General features: G+C 60.8%; 23 protein-coding genes and 1 pseudogene. 3 read left to right on the forward strand and 21 right to left on the reverse strand.

Annotated features, from left to right (window positions below):
* Positions 1 to 106: 106 nt before the first annotated feature.
* From CFE50_RS21410 to CFE50_RS21435, 6 genes and pseudogenes are all read right to left on the reverse strand, one after another.
* Positions 107 to 727: pseudogene (locus CFE50_RS21410) on the reverse strand (NAD-dependent epimerase/dehydratase family protein); the annotation flags it as partial.
* Positions 724 to 1,743 (reverse strand): AraC family transcriptional regulator, encoded by a 1,020-nt coding sequence (locus tag CFE50_RS21415; protein WP_044340818.1) that lies wholly within the window; start codon positions 1,741 to 1,743, stop codon positions 724 to 726. The gene CFE50_RS21415 and the pseudogene CFE50_RS21410, both read right to left, overlap by 4 nt.
* A 4-nt stretch (positions 1,744 to 1,747) precedes the next feature.
* The gene (locus tag CFE50_RS21420) at positions 1,748 to 2,497 is read right to left on the reverse strand and encodes an SDR family NAD(P)-dependent oxidoreductase (protein WP_052504076.1); all 750 of its coding nucleotides are present in this window, start codon (positions 2,495 to 2,497) and stop codon (positions 1,748 to 1,750) included.
* A gap of 397 nt (positions 2,498 to 2,894) precedes the next feature.
* Positions 2,895 to 3,359, reverse strand: a complete 465-nt coding sequence (locus tag CFE50_RS21425; protein WP_044340816.1) for a single-stranded DNA-binding protein — start codon at positions 3,357 to 3,359, stop codon at positions 2,895 to 2,897.
* Position 3,360: 1 nt separating this feature from the next.
* Positions 3,361 to 3,936, reverse strand: a complete 576-nt coding sequence (locus CFE50_RS21430) for a DUF3158 family protein (RefSeq protein WP_044340815.1) — start codon at positions 3,934 to 3,936, stop codon at positions 3,361 to 3,363.
* 5 nt (positions 3,937 to 3,941) lie between these two features.
* Positions 3,942 to 4,739, reverse strand: coding sequence for a PFL_4669 family integrating conjugative element protein (locus CFE50_RS21435; protein ID WP_044340814.1), 798 nt, complete (start codon positions 4,737 to 4,739; stop codon positions 3,942 to 3,944).
* A gap of 97 nt (positions 4,740 to 4,836) precedes the next feature.
* On the opposite strand from CFE50_RS21435, the gene CFE50_RS21440 reads away from it, so the two are divergent.
* Positions 4,837 to 5,205 (forward strand): hypothetical protein, encoded by a 369-nt coding sequence (locus tag CFE50_RS21440; protein ID WP_152643569.1) that lies wholly within the window; start codon positions 4,837 to 4,839, stop codon positions 5,203 to 5,205.
* Positions 5,206 to 5,270: 65 nt separating this feature from the next.
* Here the strand turns inward: CFE50_RS21440 and CFE50_RS21445 are convergent, their stop codons facing one another.
* The 12 genes from CFE50_RS21445 to CFE50_RS21500 all read right to left on the reverse strand — a co-directional run bounded on the left by CFE50_RS21445 (position 5,271) and on the right by CFE50_RS21500 (position 16,220).
* A complete protein-coding gene (locus tag CFE50_RS21445) occupies positions 5,271 to 6,566 on the reverse strand; it encodes an STY4528 family pathogenicity island replication protein (RefSeq protein ID WP_286737164.1) in 1,296 nt (431 codons plus the stop codon).
* On the reverse strand, positions 6,563 to 7,339 hold the full coding sequence (locus CFE50_RS21450) for an STY4526/YPO1902 family pathogenicity island replication protein (protein WP_044340811.1): 777 nt from the start codon (positions 7,337 to 7,339) through the stop codon (positions 6,563 to 6,565). Before CFE50_RS21450 ends, CFE50_RS21445 begins: the two co-directional genes overlap by 4 nt.
* Positions 7,340 to 7,376: 37 nt before the next feature.
* Entirely contained in the window at positions 7,377 to 9,125 is a 1,749-nt protein-coding gene (locus tag CFE50_RS21455) for a ParB family protein (protein ID WP_286737165.1), read from the reverse strand.
* Positions 9,122 to 9,400 (reverse strand): Arc family DNA-binding protein, encoded by a 279-nt coding sequence (locus tag CFE50_RS21460; protein WP_082066225.1) that lies wholly within the window; start codon positions 9,398 to 9,400, stop codon positions 9,122 to 9,124. The genes CFE50_RS21455 and CFE50_RS21460 overlap by 4 nt, the downstream gene beginning before the upstream one ends.
* Positions 9,397 to 9,636 (reverse strand): hypothetical protein, encoded by a 240-nt coding sequence (locus CFE50_RS21465; protein WP_044340809.1) that lies wholly within the window; start codon positions 9,634 to 9,636, stop codon positions 9,397 to 9,399. The genes CFE50_RS21460 and CFE50_RS21465 overlap by 4 nt, the downstream gene beginning before the upstream one ends.
* Complete coding sequence (locus CFE50_RS21470; protein ID WP_044340808.1) at positions 9,633 to 10,022, reverse strand: hypothetical protein; 390 nt, start codon at positions 10,020 to 10,022, stop codon at positions 9,633 to 9,635. Before CFE50_RS21470 ends, CFE50_RS21465 begins: the two co-directional genes overlap by 4 nt.
* A 1-nt stretch (position 10,023) precedes the next feature.
* Positions 10,024 to 10,455, reverse strand: coding sequence for an FYVE zinc finger domain-containing protein (locus CFE50_RS21475; RefSeq protein WP_286737166.1), 432 nt, complete (start codon positions 10,453 to 10,455; stop codon positions 10,024 to 10,026).
* Positions 10,452 to 11,864, reverse strand: coding sequence for a replicative DNA helicase (gene dnaB / locus CFE50_RS21480; protein WP_286737167.1), 1,413 nt, complete (start codon positions 11,862 to 11,864; stop codon positions 10,452 to 10,454). Before dnaB ends, CFE50_RS21475 begins: the two co-directional genes overlap by 4 nt.
* Positions 11,861 to 12,562, reverse strand: a complete 702-nt coding sequence (locus CFE50_RS21485; protein ID WP_286737168.1) for a DUF2786 domain-containing protein — start codon at positions 12,560 to 12,562, stop codon at positions 11,861 to 11,863. Before CFE50_RS21485 ends, dnaB begins: the two co-directional genes overlap by 4 nt.
* Complete coding sequence (locus CFE50_RS21490; protein WP_286737169.1) at positions 12,562 to 13,326, reverse strand: hypothetical protein; 765 nt, start codon at positions 13,324 to 13,326, stop codon at positions 12,562 to 12,564. The genes CFE50_RS21485 and CFE50_RS21490 overlap by 1 nt, the downstream gene beginning before the upstream one ends.
* Before the next feature lies 1 nt (position 13,327).
* Positions 13,328 to 14,188: a ParA family protein gene (locus tag CFE50_RS21495; RefSeq protein ID WP_286737187.1), complete on the reverse strand. Its 861-nt coding sequence runs from the start codon at positions 14,186 to 14,188 to the stop codon at positions 13,328 to 13,330.
* Between the two features lie 718 nt (positions 14,189 to 14,906).
* Positions 14,907 to 16,220: a methyl-accepting chemotaxis protein gene (locus CFE50_RS21500; RefSeq protein WP_286737170.1), complete on the reverse strand. Its 1,314-nt coding sequence runs from the start codon at positions 16,218 to 16,220 to the stop codon at positions 14,907 to 14,909.
* 734 nt (positions 16,221 to 16,954) lie between these two features.
* On the opposite strand from CFE50_RS21500, the gene CFE50_RS21505 reads away from it, so the two are divergent.
* Together CFE50_RS21505 and CFE50_RS21510 are read left to right on the forward strand one after the other, a co-directional pair.
* Positions 16,955 to 17,440: a hypothetical protein gene (locus CFE50_RS21505; RefSeq protein ID WP_286737171.1), complete on the forward strand. Its 486-nt coding sequence runs from the start codon at positions 16,955 to 16,957 to the stop codon at positions 17,438 to 17,440.
* Between the two features lie 88 nt (positions 17,441 to 17,528).
* A complete protein-coding gene (locus CFE50_RS21510; protein WP_286737172.1) occupies positions 17,529 to 17,927 on the forward strand; it encodes a hypothetical protein in 399 nt (132 codons plus the stop codon).
* Between the two features lie 63 nt (positions 17,928 to 17,990).
* Here CFE50_RS21510 and CFE50_RS21515 read toward each other — a convergent pair whose 3' ends face one another.
* The 3 genes from CFE50_RS21515 to CFE50_RS22950 all read right to left on the reverse strand — a co-directional run bounded on the left by CFE50_RS21515 (position 17,991) and on the right by CFE50_RS22950 (position 20,881).
* Positions 17,991 to 19,982, reverse strand: coding sequence for a putative bifunctional diguanylate cyclase/phosphodiesterase (locus tag CFE50_RS21515; RefSeq protein WP_241810339.1), 1,992 nt, complete (start codon positions 19,980 to 19,982; stop codon positions 17,991 to 17,993).
* A 183-nt stretch (positions 19,983 to 20,165) separates the two neighbouring features.
* A complete protein-coding gene (locus CFE50_RS22945) occupies positions 20,166 to 20,402 on the reverse strand; it encodes a hypothetical protein (protein WP_502694722.1) in 237 nt (78 codons plus the stop codon).
* Positions 20,375 to 20,881: a methyl-accepting chemotaxis protein gene (locus CFE50_RS22950; protein ID WP_502694723.1), complete on the reverse strand. Its 507-nt coding sequence runs from the start codon at positions 20,879 to 20,881 to the stop codon at positions 20,375 to 20,377. Before CFE50_RS22950 ends, CFE50_RS22945 begins: the two co-directional genes overlap by 28 nt.
* Positions 20,882 to 20,897: the final 16 nt, after the last annotated feature.

Below are 20,897 nucleotides of genomic sequence, written 5' to 3' on the forward strand. Positions count from 1 at the left end.
CAGCACCAAACCTGCGGCCTCGCGCTTGAACTCGGGCGTGAAAGAACGACGTTGTTTGCTCATGGAACACCTCTGTGTGGCGATCATCTTCGCCTAAAAAGGTGTCCGGGGTGAGTGGACCACTACAATTGAGCATCGCCTTACCAACGCTTTCTGTGGTCACGATTACTCCAGGTGCGATCCAGCGGACGAGCGAGAGCAACGGTCTGGCCAAGGCGTAAAAATAGCGGTAGGACGGCGTCTTTGAGCGGAGTCCATGGAGCGGTTCAATCACACCTGGGCGAAACAGGTAGACACCTTTGAAAGGAAGTCTCTGCAAGGCGTTCTCCGTTCTGCCTTTCACGCGAGCCCACATGCTCTTCCCCTTTTCGCTACTGTCTGTTCCAGCTCCAGATACGTATACGAAGGTCATCTGGGGATTCAAGCGTGCGAGTAACTCAGCTACATGTATAGTCAACCCATATGTGATCTGGCTGTATTGCTTTTCGTCCATGCCTGAGGACGACACGCCCAGGCAGAAAAAGCAGGCATCGTAACCCTCTAGCTCAGTCGCTCTACGCTCCAGTGTCATCAGGTCAGCTTGCACGAGCTGTCTGAGTTTGGGGACATCCAGTGGAAGCCGCGAGCGGCCGACGGCAGTGACACTGCTGACGTCCGTCGCCAGAAGACTCTCGCGTAGCACCCCCTGGCCTACCATGCCTGTAGGGCCGAAAATCAAGACCTTCATTCTGTAATCACCTTCTGATTTTCTTCACGCCAACTCGCCGGGGTACTGTCTTCCCACTGCCGGAAAGCACGAAAGAATGAATTCTGATCCTCGTAGCCCAGCATGTAGGCCACTTCTACAAGACTCAGCGTTTGGTCAGCCAGGTATTCCAGCGCTAATTGATGGCGTGTCTCGCCAAGTAAACCCTGAAAAGTCACGCCCTCATCGGTTAGCTTGCGCTGCAATGTACGCCCGCTCATGGCTAGTTCGGAGGCGACCGAACGGATGTCGGGACGACCCGCCGTCAGCCTCTTTCGAAGTACCCACTTGGTCTGCTCGGCTAGGCTTGCACTCTGCGAATGTTGCTCCAGACGACGATCTAATTCTGGAAGCAGTATTTCCAGAAGCTCCGCGTTATAACTTACAAAGGGTTTATCAAGATCACTGCCTCGAACCGTAAGACAGTTACGCTTGGCACCAAACCTTATCTTGCACCCATAAAAGCTTTCGTAAATCTCACGAGAGCTCTCGGAGCGCATCAGTTCTACTGATACGGCGTTTAACTTTTGAGCGGTCCCACGCCGCCCTAGCTCAAGCAGCGAGCTTAGTGTGGCGTCAGCTAGAGCAGGAGCTACGTCCCGCTCTTCGGCATGCAGCCAATGCACCTCGATTTCGCAGTTCTGGTCTACCTCCTTGAGCAGCAACTCCTCAGGTGCACACAGGCGTTTGAAGCGTGCAACTCGCTGCAGGGCATCGCGGAAGTCTCGAGCGTGATAGGCCGCAAGAAAAGAAGGTGGCAAGGTGCTACCTACCAAGGCACTGGTAAGTCGCAAACCGATGACAGGGTCACCACTGATGTCTACCAATGCTCGCCAAAGAGCACAGAACTGTGCCGTCAGAATCGGTGCCCCATCGCGGATAGTGGCAATAGGAAGATTTACAGCGCGAGCCACTTCGGCCCGGCCAATTCCAACGGCTTTTAGCCCTACCCACAAGGCTTCGGGAATCTTGATTTTGTCCGGCACAGTATTTTTCATACGATTACTTCGCCTGGAAGCCACCATCCACGTTCAAAACGTGACCGGTCACGAAGCTGGACTCTTGAGCCAGCAGCCAGCAGATCGCGTTGGCCACCTCGTTTGGATTGCCTACTCGCTGCATCGGGTGCATGGCTTCAAGATCGGCAAGGTTATTGTCCAGCTGATCGGCAATGATATCGGTACGGATCGCCCCCGGGGCCACGGCGTTGACGCGAATGCCCTGAGCAGCGTGATCCAGCGCAGATGACTTGGTCAGGCCGACCACAGCATGTTTGGTCGCCGCGTAGGTGCCACCCCAAGGGATGCCATTCAGGCCCGCGATTGATGCCAGATTAACGATGGAGCCGGCACCCTGCTTGAGCATTTGGGCGACTTCAAACTTCATGCAGAAGTACAGGCCCATTACGTTGATGTCGAGCATAGCGCGGAAATTGGCGCTCTCAGACTGATCTACCGTGCTGTATTCGTTGAAGATGCCTGCGTTGTTGACTGCCATGTCTAAGCGTCCGAACTCAGAAACGATGGCCTGAATCATCTCTTTTACAGCGTTCTCGTCGGAGACATCATTACGGATGAACCGCACCTGAGCGCCATTTTGAGCAACTGCGGTGATCTCCGTGACGGCTGCATCCCCAGCTTCTTGGCGACGGCCACTGATGACCACGGTAGTGCCTTGAGCAGCGAGTTTGAGAGCAACAGCCTTGCCGATGCCGGTTGCACCACCGGTAATGAGGGCGACTTGATTTTGCATTTGAGGCTCCATTGAAGTTGTGAGGTAGGTCGCTCCAATCTATCAAAGGCATTCATTGGTGATATGCGCAAGGCGCCAAGACGCATGCAAATCACGCCTCTGTTCTGCCTATAGAACGTCTGTACGGCGCGCTTGAAACGGTTGGCGTTGTCCATGTGCAGTTCCACGCTGTTAAACAAGGCACTACCTGCGGATTCACGTTGGGCCGCGGATCCTGCCTACCCTAGAGTTGATTAGGTAGCCGGGGAGACACGAGGTGGAAGGTGACTCTTCGAGCAGCTTCACGCAGTGGGGCGACTTTTCTGCCATTGCTCGGCCCGGGGCGACAGGCCCACGCTGAGTGGGTCCTGTCTCCCGGCAGCTTCACGCTGAGGGCGGCGAAATTTTTGAGGAGGCCCTAATAGGGGATCTGGTCGTCGAAGTCGTCACCAATTGAGGCTGGAGCGCGGGCAGGCGCCGTGCTGCTCGGGGCCGGTCGCGCCTGACTTTGCCCCGTGCCCTGGCCCAAGGTGATGGATTCGATCCGCTGCGGCAGGAACGCGATCCGGTTGGCCTGGACCTTCATCGCCGCTTGCTCGACACCGTTGCCGTCCTTCCAGGTATCCAGGACCGCTCGCCCTTCGATCAGCACCCGCATTCCTTTCTGGTATAGCCGGCTATAGTTTTCCGCGTCGCGGTGCCAGAGCTCGACATTGGCCCAGAAGCCGCCGCGATCTTCGTAGCTGCTATCGGGCAGGCGGATGCTGTTATCGAAATACACGTTCAGCCGAAGCAGGTGCCGCGGATCCTGATTGTCCTTCTGGAAGCGCTTGTACTCGGGTGCGGAGCCGATGTTGCCTTCCCATACTACTGCTGTGCCCATGTCAGGCCTCCTGTTGGGATGCGGCGTCTTCGCCGCGGGATTGGATGATCTGTTGCAGCTGTTCGGTGTAAACGGCATCGGCCTGGGCCATCTTCTCGGCGCACTCGGCGGCCTGCCGGCCGATGGCATGGACCAGGCTGATCTGCATATTCAAAGCAATACGCTGTAGCTCCATGGCGTGCAGGTCCTGGAGCAGTGTTTCGGTGACCAGGTCGTGGCGGCACAGGTCCGCCCAGAGCCCCACGCCCATCTTTCGTGTCCCACTCTGCTGCCAGCGCAGAAAGACTGTGCCAGCTGAGGTGTGCTGGTGGGTCATCCGGATCGGCAAGAGCGTGAAGGGGAAGCGCTGGGCCTGGGCGAGAATCCGCTCCCGGGCCAGGGTGTTCAGGTCAGCTTCAAGGGAACAGCACTGCTCGGCTAATTGGTCCAGTGCTCCCTTACCTTTAAAGGGTTTTAAAAGCCCTTTGTAGAAGGGAGCGTGTTGCAGGTTCGCGAAGACTTCCTGTTGCAGGGGCTGGAAGGCCGCCTGTTGCAGGTCTGCTTTTTTCGCGCCTTGAGTGGACTGTTGCAGTGCCATAGCGATCAGGCCTCACTCATCTCGGTGACGGGGTGGGCGCTGGCCATAGCGTCCAAATGCTCATCCTCGTCGGCGGAGTCGCCATCGAAGCCGTCGTCTCCACCGCTGGAAGTGGCCGGGGCGTCACCTGGACGCTGAATGGCCGGGGCGAACTTGCTCCGGCGGGTCCCTTCCAGGACGTCCTTGGGCATTTCCAGGAAGCTGTACATCTGCTGGGCATTGATGGCGCGGGCATTGTTGGCGGCGATGTCGTCGCGCGATGCACCGCTGTAGCCCTTGTAGCGTTGGCCGACGCCGTACAGGCGACGAAGCACGGCGGCGCCCTCATCCAGCCAGGCCTCCTTGGAGCCGTTGTCGATCAAGCCGATGTGAGCGGCCAGCAGGATCCGGCGTACCAGCTCGTCATAGCGGGTAAGCAGGTACACGCCCTTAAAGGCCAGCGGCGAATTCAGGTACAGCGGCAGCTTGAGCGGCTGGATTGAGAGATTGGTGCCCACGTCGAGCTGCTTGGGCAACATGGCCATGACCTGGTCCAGTCGCTCATCTATGGCGGTCAGCTGCTGCTCAGCCTCCTCGATCTTGTCCTCAATGATGATGAGGAAGAGATCGGAATAGGGATCGTCCTTGGCGGCGCCGGCGGAGATGCGGTTGATGATGTTGGAGAAGCCGGACAAGCCGATCATGCCGGGCTTATTGTCGGAGCGCTGCCGGCCGAACCAGAGGCGGGAAGCGTGATGGGTATGCAGGGTGAGATTGACGCTCGATCTGAGCGAGCCCAGGTTGAGCTGGAAGGTATCAGCCATGAGAAAGATTCCTTGGGTTGTGAGATGACGCTCGGGCAGGGTGCCGAGACTGGCGCTGGAGGGCAGCGGAAAACCGTATTTGGGTGCGAGGAGGTTGTTGGATAGCTTTATGGATGCCCAGCGGAGGCGTGATCCGCTGACCACCAATTGCCGGAGTGTTGCCAGTGGCAACACCCTGGAGCTTCACGGCCGGAGTGTTGCCAGTGGCAACACTCTGGAGATTCACGGCTGGAGTGTTGCCAGTGGCAACACCCTGGAGCTTCACGGCTGGAGCATTGCCAGTGGCAACACCCTGGAGCTTCACGGCTGGAGTGTTGCCAGTGGCAACGCTCTGGAGCTTCACGGCTGGAGTGTTGCCAGTGGCAACGCTCTGGAGCTTTACGGCTGGAGTGTTGCCAGTGGCAACGCCCTGGAGCTTCACGGCTGGAGCATTGCCAGTGGCAACACCCTGGAGCTTCACGGTTGAAGTGTTGCCAGTGACAACACTCACGGCCGTCGAGGTGAGGGTTTTGCGGATCAAATGATCATTAATCATTCAACGCCTCCACGCCCCATCAGCTTCCTTAGGCCTTTCAGGGCATTACGGCCAGTCTGAGCATCGGCAACAGCCCTTGGCTGGACAGGGGCTGGCTCAAAACGCGGAATTGTTGGCGCCGAAGGGGCCTGGGTTGGCATGGCTGGAGCGGCGGATTGAACTGCGGTTGGCTGCCAATCGGCGTTGAAGTCACCGGTCTGGGCCTTCTGGATGAGTTTCATCAGGTAGCCAAAGGGCTTCGCTACCCCGCCCGAGGCGCAGCGAACGCCCCATTGCTTGACCAGGGGCGCCCGGATGTCAGAGCGAACAGCCAGGATTGCGAGTTGCGCCCGCTTCTGCTGCTCCCAGGTCATCCGCTGATAGGCACTCGGCCACACAAGGTCCACGTCTGCCTGCTCGCGCAGTACAGAGCTTTTAGATACATCAGTATTTGTATTCGTATACGTACTAGATGAGTTCGGATTCCGAACTAAGGGTGAAACCCCCTGATTTGCACTCAGTTCGGAATCCGAACTGAGGCTCAAGACCTGATCAACAGTGCTTTTTTGACTGAGTTCGGAATCCGAACTCAGGTGATTCATAGCTGCCAAGACCGGCGTTCGGAATCCGAACTCTGCGGGAGGTGTCGCTGCACGTGCCGGATCTTCGAGCCCCTGGGCACGAAAGCGCTCTCTGAATACCTCTACTCGAGTGGGCAGGTCCTGGGTCTCGCTGACCAGCATCTCGTCAAAGGTCAGGCCGGCGATCTCGCGGACTGAGGTGTTGGTGTGCTCGAGACCATTAGCCACGAGTGGCAGAAAGTCGTGATCGAGTTGGATGGCCTCGGAGTAGGCCACGGGCTCGTCGTGCAGAATGTAGATATTGCCCTGGACCTGACCGGTAATCGCGTCGCGAACACGGCGGCCAAGGCTCAGCCAGCGAGTCAGGCGCAGTACGGTCAATGCCTTGGCCACGGTCTCACGCGAAGCAGGACGGCCTGGGTTGTTGCCCAGGTAGGGGCGCAGCTGATCGTAGGTCGGGAACGCAGTAACCCCATCACCGTTCATGAGTAGGCGAAACACCTGCCAGGCATTGCGCTCTAGGGGCGAGAGCCGATCATCGAGCAGCAGTCGGCGAGGAACGGTTTCGTGAGGGTTACCACTGAAGACGATGCCGGCGAAATCCTTCGGTAGGTCTTCGCCGGTTTTTTGTTTGTAGTCGCGCTGGGCTTGGACATGGACGTTCAGGTGTGACGCTGCAACGTCCAGGGCGCGACCGAGTAGATGGGAGCCACGTGGAGCAGTGGTTTTCACCTATTGTCGCCTTCTGCCGAATCCAGTTCGATCAAGCTCATTTGCCCAAGGGCAGCGGACTGATCCTGTTCTTGCGCCTGGGGCAGAGCATTGCCGACGGCCTGCTCATCACCGAGTTGCCGATCTCGCCGCTTACGGGCGTCAGAAATCAGCAAGAGCGGCGCCCGGGCGATCTTGGGCGGGTATAGGCCTTCGTTGAGCCAGGTCTGTACGAGATTCCAGATGAGGCCGAGGGTGATCTGGTCGTGCTTGTCCTTAATGGACTCGAATGGACCGTTGAGCTCTTCAGTGATCATCATGCAGATGTCGAGCAGGGCGATAGCGTCCTTGTGATCCACCTCATGAGCGCTCATCAGATCGAGAAAGCGATACCAGACCTGATCGGTATCGTTAAGCCCTGCCACCCGGCCGGATCGGCCGGGGACGTTCAGGAGCTGGCGCACCACGCTGATCTCGCTGGGGGCCATGCCGAAGAACTCGCGGATCATGCCGTTGGTGGCACCCAGCTGGATGGCGCGATGTACGAGGCGGGTCTCGCGCTCATCGCGTTCGCAGTTCTCCAAAAGCTTCTTGACCATGTCGAGATCGATCTGGATTTTGCACCAACGCGCCGGGGCATTTTTCAGGATGCTGTGAGCCTGCGGCTGACGTAGCAGGTTCAAGACTTCAACGTCCAGGCCAATATCTAGGCAGCGCTGGACCTGACCGTTGCGCAGGTGATGGAGGATCAGATCCATCAGCGCCTGGTTCATGGGGTTGTACTTCGTGGACATATGCGACTTCCTAATGCAGGTCCAGAAGGTGACCGGGCTACTGCCCGGCCTCGAGTTCGATCAGCCGGCGGGCGAGACGGATTACCCGGAACAGCTTCACGACGGCGGCATCGGTCATGCGGCCTTCGGTGCTGGCTGGCTTGCTATCGAAAAGGGGATCGCCGAGGAGCAACTGGCCCAGGTTGAGGGCAAACGTCGCGTTCTCTTCCGCAATGCTTGCCTTCAGCTCCTCGGCAGTCTCGGGATCACGCGACACCACGTAGCTGTACATGCCCGTCAAGGACTGCAGGAATTGCCAAGACGTTTTTCCGCGTGCGGTCAGCTCTGACTGAGGGGTAGAAAGCGTGAAGCCGAGTGCGAAATCGGTGGGCTTGAGCAGCTCACCAGGAACGTCGCAAAGCTGGGCAATTTCGAAGACCAGCGCTCGCAGGACCTTACGCAACTCCTCAGTGGTATCAGTGTTGCGCTCGATGTACCAGACATCCGAGATGGCATGCAGGCCGCCGGCCTGGACAGGGATCGCGCGTAGAGCGTCACTGTTGAAGTCAGGCAGGATCTCGCCGTGCTCGGCCGCGATGCGGCGCTGAACGTCCCTTACCTTCTGGCCGATGCCATCGGGCGTGACGATGTGACCGTTCAGGCGAGCGGCACGCTCCTGTTCGGAGAGCTGCTCGGGATCCGGCGGAGTGTGCTGTGGCGGAGTGGTGTCGACTGCGCCGGAGCCACCGGTACGCTCAGGTAGTGACGGTGGTTTGGAAGGGGAGGCAGCTCCCTGCTTCTGCTTGCTGGACGTTACTGGCGGCTGTTCCAGCGTGGGACTGTTGCCAGGGGCTGGAGGTATGACACCGGTTGCAGGAATCTGCGGAGCTTGACCGTCAGGTACCTGAACACCCACAAGCTGCGAGCGGCGGCTGCTGTCCTGATGGTCCAGAACTGCCTTGAGAACTTCCTCATAGCCGACATTTTGAGTCCTTCGGATTTGACCGATCAGTTCGTCCTGGATGGTCTCGAATACGAAGTTGTCAGTGGGGCCGTCGAAGCTGTTGAGGACATCCTGGTAGAGCATCTCGAAGTCAGCTTCATCACCGTTAAAGCTGATCCAAGCTTTGAGAGCAGCACTGCGCAAATTAAGCAGCTTCTCAATTTGCGGCTTACCCAGCCCTGAATAAAGCAGCCCAGGGATTGCCGGCAATAGAGTGCGGAGTGTCTCCTGCATACGGCTGATATGGGAGTTGGAAATCGAGTAACCGTCTTCCTTCAGCAGTCGCGCTAACTCACGTTGGGAGATGTCCTTCCCTGCCTCCTGGGCATAGAGCTCTCGCGCTGCGTCAATGCTGACAGCGCGCTCGATGAACATCAGGTTGCCACGCAAATCATTCTCAGCAAGGTGCCCGGTCAGTGAGACGATCTCGCCACGGTCTGTCCAAGGACGGAACAGGCAATGGATGCGGTAGTAGCGCTCGTCCCTGGTTTCCTTCCAGAGTTCATTGAGGATGGCCAGGCGGGTGTTGCCGCCGGTTCGAATAATGAAGTGCTCTTCACCAGGCCGTCTGGTCACGGGGGGAGGTGTGTCCAATCCCCTAGCCTGGATGGATGCTTTGATCTCATCGTGCTGCGGGTTTCGGGTGGTTCGGGGGTTGCGGTTATAGGGCGCCAGTTCGTCCAGCGTCAGAACCATGGGCGTTTCCTTGATCGGATCTGCCAGACGCGCGACAAGAGCGTTTGATCCGGCAAAGCCGCCGGCCAACAAACGTTGAGTGACTGCTTCGTTGCTGGGCTTGCTCATGCGTGGATCTCCTGAGCAGCACGACTCACCGGCCGGGTGGGCTCATCATTGGCGGCCAGCAGTTGGTCGATGACGCGCTGCAGGCGAAAGACCTCATCTTCGAGCTCGAGCGTGCGGCCCATGCGGCTGATGATCTCGGCGTTCATCGAACGATGAGCCTGCTTGGCGGCCTCGGCGATCTGAGGACGGAGCCCCTTGGGAAAGCGAACGACGAACTTCTCATCCTCTGTTGCAGATTTCCGTACGGATGGCTTGCGCTTGGTTGCGGTAGTCATAGGGTCTGGTCCAATTCGTTCATAGGCTGGGCACGGCGCAGCAGGGCGCGGGCATTGAGGCCGGCGCGGCGATCGCTGGGCGTGAAAGATGTGAAAATGGGGCAGTAGCCGACTTTCAAGAACTTGACGTGGCCGCCCTTGGTACGGGCGACGATCCAGCCCTCGTCCAGAGCGAACGCCACCAGGTCCTGCAGGTTCTTGTTGGCACCACGTAGCGCATGGGCGGGCGTCGTCATATGCGGCTACCCCCTTTCACGTACCCCACTTTGAAAGGCAGGCGATGCGCCCGGGCAAGGGCATGACAACGCTCCAGGGGCTGCTGTAGGCGCTTGGACGCTGTGCGTAGGGTGTCCCCGAGCAAGGCGCGGGCTCGCAGGAGCTGTACCAGGTTCTCATCGGAAACTTCGGTTGCCGGCTCCGCCTCGGCCAGCAGGCGCAGCTCCTCGCGCTGCGCGCTGATGACGAAACTCGGGCCACCGGCGGCGCGCTCGGTCGGCTTCACTTCGACGACCTGGCCACCATTGGCCAGGAAGTCGTTCAGCGCTGCATCCAGCATCCGGCGGTCACGTTCGCGACCGGTATGAGAGGGGAGATCCTGTTCCGGGGTGTGATAGGGGAGCATGTCATTGGCCTCCCGCCCGTTGCTGGAGCTGGTTGCCCGATTCGATGGCGACGATCTCGGCCAGACCATCGTCCTTGAACAGCAGGTCCAGGGTCTTGATCAGCCCTGCCGCGTCATTGCGAGAGCCGGCGACGCGGAATACCACTGTGGTTTCGTGGTAAGGGCCAGGCTCGGGCTGCTCTACAGGCTCCAGGGGCTCTACATCGAACGAATGGCATACGCTGCAGACGAGGAGCTCATCTGGGGTGAGGGAGCGACGGCAAAAGTGATGGCCGCAGTGGCGGCATTGGTGAGTAACCCCAGACAACATTGCTTGCGGGCTCATCGAGCAGCTCCTTGCCGGCTCCCGCCGGCGAACGATCGAGGGGAAGGGCAGGGAAGAGGGTTGCGACTCATCGGTAACGGACCCGAGTGCATAGGTCTGGAGGGTCATGCGTTCATCTCCTGCCAGGCCTGCGCGCTTAGGTTCTCGAAGCGCGTCTGCTTGGCGATGAAGGCGGCACGGACCGTGCCGACTTCGCCGTTGCGGTGTTTGCCAACGATCAGCTCAGCAATGCCCTTGAACTCGGTATCCGGGTGGTAGTACTCGTCGCGGTACAGGAACATGATCACGTCGGCGTCCTGCTCGATCGCACCGGATTCACGCAGATCGGCTAGGCCAGGGCGCTTGTTCGGCCGAGACTCCAGACCTCGGTTGAGTTGGGAGAGCGCGATGACCGGGCACTTCATCTCTTTGGCGAGCGCCTTGAGCGAGCGAGAGATCTCGGCGATCTCGTTGGCGCGGTTCTCTTGGCCTTCGCAGCGCATCAACTGCAGGTAGTCGACCAGGATAAGCGCGGGCGGGCCGAAACGACGCGCGGCGCGACGGGCTCTGGCACGCAGCATCGTAGGGGACAGGCCAGCCTGGTCATCGATGACCAGGCGATCGCCAAAGCCGTTGATGGTGTTGACGGCCATGGTTAGCTTCGGCCAGTCCTCGTCCTCCAACTGCCCAAGCTTGAGCTTCGTGGCATCGATGTGCCCGATGATCGCCACTAGCCTGAGCATCAGCTGTTCAGCCGGCATCTCCAGGCTGTAGACCTGTACCGATTTGCCAAGCGCATGGTGGAGCGCTTTGGTGATGCAGTTGAGCAAGAAGGCGGTCTTGCCCATGGCAGGACGGGCACCAACAATGATCAGGTCGGTGTCCTGCCATCCCGATGTAAGAGTATCGAGGTCGGTAAGACCTGAAGGAACACCCGTCACCGGCGTAGGGTTATTGAAGCGCTCGTCGATAGTGTCGATCAGCTTGCTCAACGTTGCAGTGACGTTGCAGAACTCGGCGCCCTTGCGGTCTTGTCCGAGCGCGAACAGCCGCTGCTCAGTCTGCTCCTGCACTTCGGCAGCATTGGCACCTGGTGTCGAAGCCTCGCGGCTGCTGGCAAAGCCCAGCAGGATCAGGCGGCGCAGGTGCGCTCGCTGGGCGACGATCTCCGCGTACGCGACGATGTTGGCCACCGAGGGAGTGTCCTTGGCCAAGGTCCCCAAATAGGCAAGGCCGCCCACCTCTTCGACGTCGGGCATCACCTCCGCGAGTGTCACGACATCGAAGGGCCGCGACTGCGAGGCGAGCAGGGCGATTCGCCGGAATATGAGCTGGTGGTGCCGGAAGAAGAAGTCTTCCTCCAGCAACACGTCAGCGATCAGGTCCCAGGTGCTGTTGTCGAGCATCAGTCCGCCTAGGACCGACTGCTCGGCTTCTTGGGAGTGAGGCGGGACCAAGCCGGCTGCTACGCGCTCAGCGTCTGAGACATGCACGGTGTGATCGTGGGCGGGGGCTTCCAGGAGCTGAGCGACGCTCATGACCGGCCTCCCAGCGCTACCTGGTCACGGCGCTGGCCAACGCCGCGGTGGAGCTGCGCTTGAGTCCCCAGCTCGTAGCCCTGGTAGCGCGCCCGCACGTCGTGGCCTTTGGCCTCGAGGTGCTCGAGCTCCACGGTGGTCAGGTCCGGATGGTGAACGGCCAGGTAGGCGTCAATGACGCGCTGGGTCTCATCAGGCTTGCCCTTGGCGAACTGGTGGACCTTGACGCTGACTGCTTCGATCCAGCCTTCGGCGAAGACCTGGCCGCGGCGGCGTTTAGTGGCCAGCTTGCAGCGAGTTTGACTGCGGACGAACACCCTGCGCGCGGCCAGGAGCTGCTGGTGGAGCGCGGAATAGGCGTAGCTGGCCATTTCAGGCCCGACACCGATACCAACGAACTTGAAAGCCCAACCCAGGCGCTGATCGCGAAAGGCCAGAGGATCGCAATCGAAGGCCTGGGCACACACCAGTGCGAGCTGGTGAAGCCAATGGCCGGGCGCTTTGCGGGTGCCGGTGGCAAGGACTGACTCGCTGGCCAGCACTGCCTGGACGTCAACGTCCATGAGGTTGTGCTGCTGCATGAGCTTGCGCGCTTGACGCAGCGCGATCTCAGCTTCGTTCGGCGCGGCGCCGGCGTCCTTGGCCAGAGCGAAGCACTTGGCGACGCGTTCCAGGATCTTCTGCTTGTTGACGTCCATTAGGCGGATCCCTCCTGCGAGGAGGTGATAGACGTCGCTGGACCGGAGGCCTGTGCGACTTCCAGCAGCGCTTCGGTCCAGACCCTGATGGTCTCCTGGGCGCTGGGATTCGAAAGTTTTGCCTCCCGTACCTCAGTGATTCGCTTCTTTAGGGACTCCAGCCGCTGAGAAGGAGACTGGTCCACGAAAACAAGGTGATTTTCGACTGAGGATTTCAGGTCTGCGATGAGGCTGGTTACCTGGTCAAGGCGCCATTTCTTGGTGGTTGTCCAGCTTGGAGCTGGAGACTGCATCATGTCGCGAAGGCGACCATCTTCTTTCAGCAGCCAGCCATCGGTGATGGGCCTGATTGTGATGTACAGCCTCAGTACTTCGATCTGCTGCTCGACTGTCGTGGTTGGCAGCGGGAAGTGCTGGGTGACCAGCTGCTTCGCTTGTCGCTCGCGCTGCTCACGAAGCTTGGCGGCAGCCTTCTCCTCGCGCGCCTTCCGTTCCTTGGCGTGCTCGACGTTGTACTTCACCGAGTCCAGTAGGGCAGCAGCGTTGCTCAGCAGCTCGCGCTGCTCGTGGGAGAGCTGTGCACCGAGGCGGCCGAGGAGCGTGTTGTTGTAATGGGTCAGCGCACGAAGCTCGCGGGCAGCGCTGGAGAGCCCGGTCTGCACCTTGCGGAAATCCTTCGCGTCGTAGAAGTTTCCCTGCTCCAGCACCACATCTGCAGTGATGCTTGTGGCCTGGGTCAGATCATGATTTTGGGTCGTGGCCATCTCACTTGCCCTCTCTCACCAGGGCATGCACGACCGACTCATTCATGGCCGTGAAGCGATCAGCCCACTCAGGGAAGAGTTCGATGGCGAGGTCACGTATGACCTGCAGTGCCGCTGGGGCCTTGCGGTCAGAAGGCTGGCGGTATTCAAGGCGATGAGCTGGGATGCCACGAGTCGCGGACTCACGGTAGACGACCGCCTTAGGAATGATGGTGCTCGTGACCTGAATGTCGGGATGATCTCTGAAGGTCTGGCGGATCGTCGCATCCAGCTGGCGAGCGTCTGAGGTGAGATCAAGGCCGTTCACGACGGCCTTGATGGGCGGTATCGGCAGTCCAAGGCGAGCGTAGGGCCGAAGCCCCTCCAACATCTGGAGAGTGCCGCGGTTGAATTCACGGGCGGACAGCATTTCAGGGGGGAGGGGGGAGACGGCGAGATCCGAAGCGAGCATCACCATCTCGAGTAGCACGGTACGGGCGCCCTGCGTATCGATCAGCACCAGGTCGAAGTCATCCTGGAAGATGTCCTTGAGATGAGCCAGGCGAAGCCGGCCATCAGGTGCCTGCAGGAGGAGGTTGATCAGGTGGTTGTGCGGATCGTTGGAATAGATCAGCGACAGGTTCTGGATATTTGTCTTGGAGACAATGCGATCGAGGCGAGTCTCGTTGCTGGCGATCAGCTCGAAGACGCCGCAGGGGGCGGGCTCGACCAGGTCGTAGTACGAGGAAAGGGAAGGCTGGACGGGGTCCAGATCGATCAGTAGGGTGCGGAGCCCGGCATCGGCGCAGAAAGCGCCTAGGTTGGCTACCGACGTGGTTTTTCCGGTACCGCCCTTGCCCGAAATCTTGGATGTAGTTTTCAAATTTGCAGCCTCTAATGGGTTCATTAGAGGCCGCTTGTTTTCACTGAGAGGTGCGTCGCGCCTGGGTGTAGCGGTGGATCAAAAGCAATTGGCTTTTAACCAATTGGTCGTAGGTTCGAATCCCACACGACCCACCATCTTCACCAGAAACCCTCCGCAAGGAGGGTTTTTGCGTTTCAGGCCTATGTCCAGGAAAACTAAAAGGCTCTCCCGGCTGCGAGGAGTCCTTGCCCTGAGGTGTAATCGCCCAGTCAGGCGTGCCGCTGGCCTTGGGTTGTACGCTAGAAGGCCGGGCCTGCTGCCAACGCGGAAACGTATCTCGCACTAGGCGCTCAGAGGGTGCCCCCTCGCCTGGGGTGGAGCGGCTACCGGTACGATAGTCGCCGAGAAGGTGCCCGGCGCCTGAGGGACGGTTGGAGATTGCCGGACAGGCAGCGTCACCTCGGGCGTCTGGACCGGCGCGGATGTCAGCGCCACGCCGGTGGGCACGGATTCGACTGCGACAGGGGAGAGGTGTTCGGTAGCGGAGGCGTCTTGCGCCCTGGCGTCGCGAAAGGTCGGCTTCATATCGGCAAAAAAAAGCCCCCGCGCAGGGCGGGGGCAGATTCAGTCTGAAGCCTTCAGATAAGCCAACCTGAAAGATGAGCTGGAGCACTCTCTTAAGCTGACTGCGCCATCAGTTTACGGTTCAGGCCAGGCAGCCAGGACGTGCGCAGCGTCACTGTTGAATCATGGTGGCCGCCCGCTGCGTCGCTTCGGACGTGCGCGTCGCCAGCTTGCGAACCTCGTCGGCTACCACCGCAAAGCCTCGTCCGGCCTCGCCGGCTCGTGCCGCTTCGATCGCGGCATTGAGCGCCAGCAGGTTGGTCTGGGCGGCGATGCTCTGGATAGAACTGACGATATCGGTAACGTTCTTAAGGTTTTCTTCCATCTCGCGATGCTGGGCCTGCTGAGCATCGCGAAGGGCATTCTGCTCGTAGGTGGCATGGATATCGGTCAGGGCGCCCACCACCCGTATGGGCGTTCCGTCCTGGGCGCGTCGGGTCTGACCCCGTGCCCGGAACCAGCGGTAGCTGCCATCCTTCAGTTTCAGGCGGTAGGTGATATCGAAGCCCGTCTTGCCACTGCGGTCATTGAGGTGGGCACCAAAGGCCTCGATGCTGCGTTGCTTGTCCTCGGGATGCAGACGGGACGCCCAGCTGTCGAGAACATCGGGAAATTCTTCGACTGTCTCGAATCCCAGCAGACGGCGGAACTGGGGCGACCACCAGAAGGGATTCTGCGGATTGACCGGATCGCCCGCTATCACCTCCATATCCCAGAGACCATCGTTGAGCATTTCGCGGGCAAGCTCGAAGCGCGTCAGGGTCACCTCGAGTTCAGCATCGCGCTGGCGCTGATCATGGATGTCCCTGAGAGAGCCTGCCACACGCAGCGGCGTACCCTTGGCGTCGCAGAGGGTCTCGCCGCTCGCACGGAACCAGCGATATTCGCCGCTTCTGGTCGCTACCCGGTACTCGATGTCATAGGGGGTGTTGCCGCTGCGATCATTCAGGTGCCGGGCGAATGCGTCCAGAGTCGGTTTGCTGTCCTCCGGGGGTAGCCGATTGGCCCAGCTTCCCAGCTCGTTCGGGAAGTCCTGCTCGTTGCGAAAGCCCAGCAGGGCACGAAACTGATCCGACCACCAGAACGCATTGCGCGGGTTCACCGGATCTCCGGCGACCACTTCCATATCCCACAGGCCTTCACTGGTAGCGCGATTGACCAGGTCGAAGCGGGTTGCCAGGCGCTCGACCGCGGCCTCGCGCTCGGCGAGGCGAGCGGTCAGCTGTTCGATCTCACCCTGCATCTCGTGCAACTGGGCGTTGAGGGTCCCCTGGCGCGCCAGCAATACCTTCAGGCCTTCAGCTACCCTGCGCACCGGGGCTGGCCCGGTGAGCGAATCAAGCCTGGCTGCGGCCTCGGGTTGCTCGACAGCGGCAGCGATTACGTCTAGGCCCAGCATGATGGACAGGTGCTGAAGGATGGACATGGGGCAGCTCCAGGTAGGTGATATGGCCGGACATGTGATGTCTGTTTGATATCAACTGTTGGCACGAGCGCAATTATCTTTAACGCGATATTCAAACTGGAGGTGCAGGTCGGACGTGTGGCCAAAAGGCAGCAACGGCTGAGCTGCCTGCCAGCTCAGCTAGCTCGGTAAAGGCGATGTTCACTACCCAGGGCAGCAGCTGAGGTTTCTAACGTCCGTTGAAGGCAGATTCGGGTAGCAGGCGGGTACGATTGGTGAGTGCCCTGAACGAGAATGTCGTGGAGTTGACGACATTCCACGTCGACCTGCATAGGCACACGCCGGTCTTGAGGCGAGTGAAGGATGCCGTGTTTCCCAAAGGGACGTACGCCTGGACCTGCAGCGGCGTCACCGAACTGGCATGTGCGAGACTACTCGGAGATAAACCGCATCGCCGTGCAGGGATAAACGTTGCCGCTCCCGGCTGTTCGGCCTGATGGCCCTGCTTTTGCTGGGCCTCGCTCGGCCAAATGTGTTGGGGTTTTAGCGGCTGTGAAAGCGCAGCGGACTTTTCGTGAGGGCGTTCTTTCTTGTCTCCAGCATGGCATCGCCGGCAGAGTGTCGGCTACGCCTTGTTCGGATTGCGGAAACGGATGAAGGGCTGCAGCGCTCAGGATCGGATGGTCAGGTGAGCACTCATGCATTCGCCTCCACGAACCCTGGGTGTAATCTTTTCAACCCATTCAGGAAGCACCGTGATGAAGTCAGATGGTAGCGAAACTTCAGCAGGCTACCTCTTGCTGGGCTACGTCGACGCCCGCCTGTTGGCGCTGTACCAGGCCGGGATAGTGCCCAGTCTCGAACTCGCGCGCACCCAGGCTGCACTGACCGCTACGGGCCAGGGCGACGAAGCGGCGGTCCCTCTGTACATCCCGCAGGGCGCTGCGCACGACGGCCTGCCCAAGTCGGGCCGAGGCGAGTTCGATCACGCGGTTGACGTGGATGAGCCGGCGTCTGTCCCTTCTCTGGACAGCCTGGCCCGCCCTGTCGCCGAGGGGCGCGCCGAGGATGCCGAATGGCATTCCTTCAGTGCACTCGAACAACAGCTGGAGCTGCCGGACGAGGAGGTGGAGGACTACTCCTTGGACGATCGGCTCGAAGCCACCCGCCTGGCGTTGGCGGAGCTCGAGGCGGGAGAGGATGTCAGTGTTCCGCTGCTCAGACAGGTCACAGCAAAGTAATGGCAAATAGCCATGTATAGGGCTAATGTTAATAGTCTTAACCCCAGTCTGTGTCATCCTAAGCACCTTCTCCGCCGTTTCTTGCACTATGACCGCCTCACGAAGACCTCCTCGCGGTGCAGGCCGCACGGCCAAGCCCGATTCCCTCCGCGCTGCTCACGAGCAGATCACCCGCAACAGCGGCACCCTCGCCGATATCGCCAACCTGATCGAGATGGAAGGCAAGTCCAGGCCCGGGCGTGAGCAGCCTGCGCCCGCCACGCGCTCCCGTGCCGACGCCGGCAACCCGGCAGCGGCGCCCAAGGCCAAGGCGGCCGGGCAGACCGACCCTGGCCACTTTCTGGTGCAGCCCGTGCTGGGGATACCGCTAGTGGCGTTGCTGGTCTGCGCCCTGATCCTGGGCGCTGCGGTGGGGGTGCCGCTCGGCGTGGTCACCTACGGGACCGCGCTCTACACGGCGGTCCTGGATAGCCTGGCGATCTTCTAAACGGGCCGGCGGCCGCTCTGTAGGCTGCCGTCTTGGGGTGAGCGGGTGGCCAGCGGCCGTGCCTCAGGCCTCCAGGGACGCCATCAGCTGCAATTGCTGACCGCTCGGCGCGGCCGCGGGCCTGCCCAGCAGATAGCCCTGGGCGAGCCGGACCCCCAGTTGCTGCAGCAGCGCCAGTTGTTCCGGGGTTTCCACGCCTTCGCAGAGCACTTCCAGCTTCATGGCCTTGCCCAGCAGCAACAGGGAGCTCAGCACCTCGCCCCGCTGTTCCTCATCCTGGATCGCCAGGATCCGCCGATCGATCTTGATCAGCTGGAAGGGCAATTCGAGGATGGGGCCCAGGCCGGCGAAGCCACTGCCGAAGTCATCCAGGGCCATGCGAATGCCCAGTAACTGGAGGAGGGCGAAGGACTGGCGGGTCCGGGTGTCTATGACCAGTTCCACCCCTTCGGTGACCTCCAGCACCAGGCGATTGGGCGCCAGGCGCGAGAGTCGGAGGGCCGCGGACACCCGCTCGTGCAGCATGGGATCGGCGAATTGCAGCGGCGAAAGATTGATGGAGACGCTCAGGTGCGGGGGCCATTGACTGGCCGCAAGACAGGCCTCCTTCACCACCCATTCGCCCAGGGCGATGATGAAGTTGCCCTGTTCGGCCAGCGGGATGAACACCTCCGGCGAGACCAGGCCCAGGGTCGGATGCTGCCAGCGCAGCAGCGCCTCGTAACCCGTCACCTGCTTGGGCTCGACGCGGTAGATGGGTTGGTAGTGCAGCAGGAATTCATTGCCCACCAGCCCCTTGCGGACATCTTCCGGCGTGAGCAGCTCGGCATGGTCCAGGGGTGCGCCGAGGATGGCATCGATGCCGCCCTCGAAGACCCGGTCACGGCCATCACGCTTGGCGCGATAGAGGGCACGATCCGCACAGTCCAGCAGGTCTTCCGCGGTACTCAGGCCGGCAAGACCGCTGCGGGCGATGCCGATGCTGACGGTGACCTGGCTCTTGTCATCCTGGCGGCCCTGGTGCGGGATCTGCAGGTCGCGAACGCGCTGCAGGATGTTCTCGGCCACGTCCAGCGCGGTGGCTGGATCGACCCGGTCCAGCAGCACGACGAATTCCTCGCCGCCATAGCGACCGATCCTGTCACCCGGGCCCAACCCGACCGCCAGTGCCCTGGCCACGGTGCGCAGGCAATCATCCCCGGCAAGGTGGCCGTAGTAGTCGTTGTAGCGCTTGAAGTGATCCACGTCGATCAGTAGCACGGCCCCCTGTTCGCCGGCCAGGCGTCGTTGCCAGAAGGCCTCCAGCAGCAGATGCAGCTGGCGCCGATTGGCGAGGCCGGTGAGGGAATCCGTTTCCGAGAGGATTTGCAGGTCCTGGTTGGCCGAATTGAGTGACGCCAGGCGGACTTCTTCACGCAGCTTATAGAGATAGGAGCGACGGCCTTCGACGTTGAGCCAGTAGCTGGCCAACAGCGAAAAGAACGCCATGACGATGGCGTTGGTCATCATCAGCCCACCCACGATCGGTGACACCGGCGCTTCATGGACGGCAAGGGCGATCATCGACAGGGCGAAGCCGTTGAACACCAGGGCCGGCAGCAGCGGACTCTTCATGCAGGTGTTAACGAAGGCCAGCATCAGCGGCCAGGTGAAGATGAACAGCGTCTGATTCATCTCCCTGCCCGGGGGGCCGTTGATCACCATGTTGTAGACCACCACCAGGCCGACATAGAACGGCAGCGACGCCAGGGTTTCGCGCCAGCGCGTCGGCACCACCTGCAGCAGCAATACGACCAGCAGCGCGAAGGGGGTGGCGATCCCCAGCATCTGAGTGGCAGCCCAGGGCAGGGCGTCCTGTAGCAGGAGCCACCACCAGATCAGAAAGCTGTCGTAGCTCAGGGTGCCGATGAGCAGGCAGCGCGTGAGGTGACGGGTGCGCTGCTTGTGGATGTCCAGCTGGAACAGGCGCTCCAGTACCGAGGAGAAGGCAAAGGGCCCTACCGGCTCGGCAAGTGCTTGATCGACGAGCCGACCCAGCTCTGGTGAGGTTTTCATGGCAAGCCCGGGCTGACAGAGTGGGTAACGACGTCCGAAGATAGACGTGTAATGTCAATATGATGGCATTTTGTGACCGCCTTCTCGTTTGGAGATTCGTCCCAGATGACCAGTGGTTGAGTTGGAGAACCTGACGGTCCGAGCCCCTGCCACAGACCGCTATGGCAGGGGGCTCGGGCGTTTTCAGACCTTGAAGCGGGTGGTCTTCTCTTGCAGGCTTACGCCAATGCGGGCCAGCTCCATGCTCGAGGAGGCCGTCCTTTCGCTGGCGCCCGCGGTCTGGTCGGAAATGTCGCGGACATTGATGACGTTGCGACTGATCTCTTCGCCCGCCGCATCCTGCTGTTGCTGCGCGGCGCAGGCGATCTGATCGTTCATCGATTCGATGTCCTTCACCGAGCGGGTGATGCGCTCGAGCATCCGCCCGCCTCACGCGACAGGCCGACGCTGCTGTCGGTCAACTGCACATTGAGTTCGAGCGCCGTCGCCATGCGATCGGTGCTCTGGTGCAGGCCGGTGATGAGCTGGGTGATCTCGTCCGTCGAGGAACGGGTGCGCTGGGCCAGGCCGCGGACTTCGTCGGCGACCACGGCAAAGCCGCGGCCCGCCTCGCCGGCGCGAGCGGCTTCGATGGCCGCATTGAGCGCCAGCAGATTGGTCTGCTCGGAGACGGCCTTGATCACGTCGAGCACGTCGCCGATGCTGTCGGCATGGCGGCGCAGGGTAGCCATGGCCGCCTTGGTGGATGCCGTCTCCTGCGCCAGCAGTTCGATCTGGGCGACGGCCTTGTCGACCGCCTGGTCGCCCTGCTGGGCCTGCTGACTGGCCTCCTGCGCCGAGCGGGCGGCTGCCCCGGCATTGCGCGCCACCTCGTGGGTGGTCGCCGTCATCTCCTGCATGGCGGTGGCGATCTGA

Source organism: Pseudomonas sp. PGPPP4, from assembly GCF_002256045.1.
GTDB lineage: Bacteria > Pseudomonadota > Gammaproteobacteria > Pseudomonadales > Pseudomonadaceae > Chryseomonas > Chryseomonas oryzihabitans.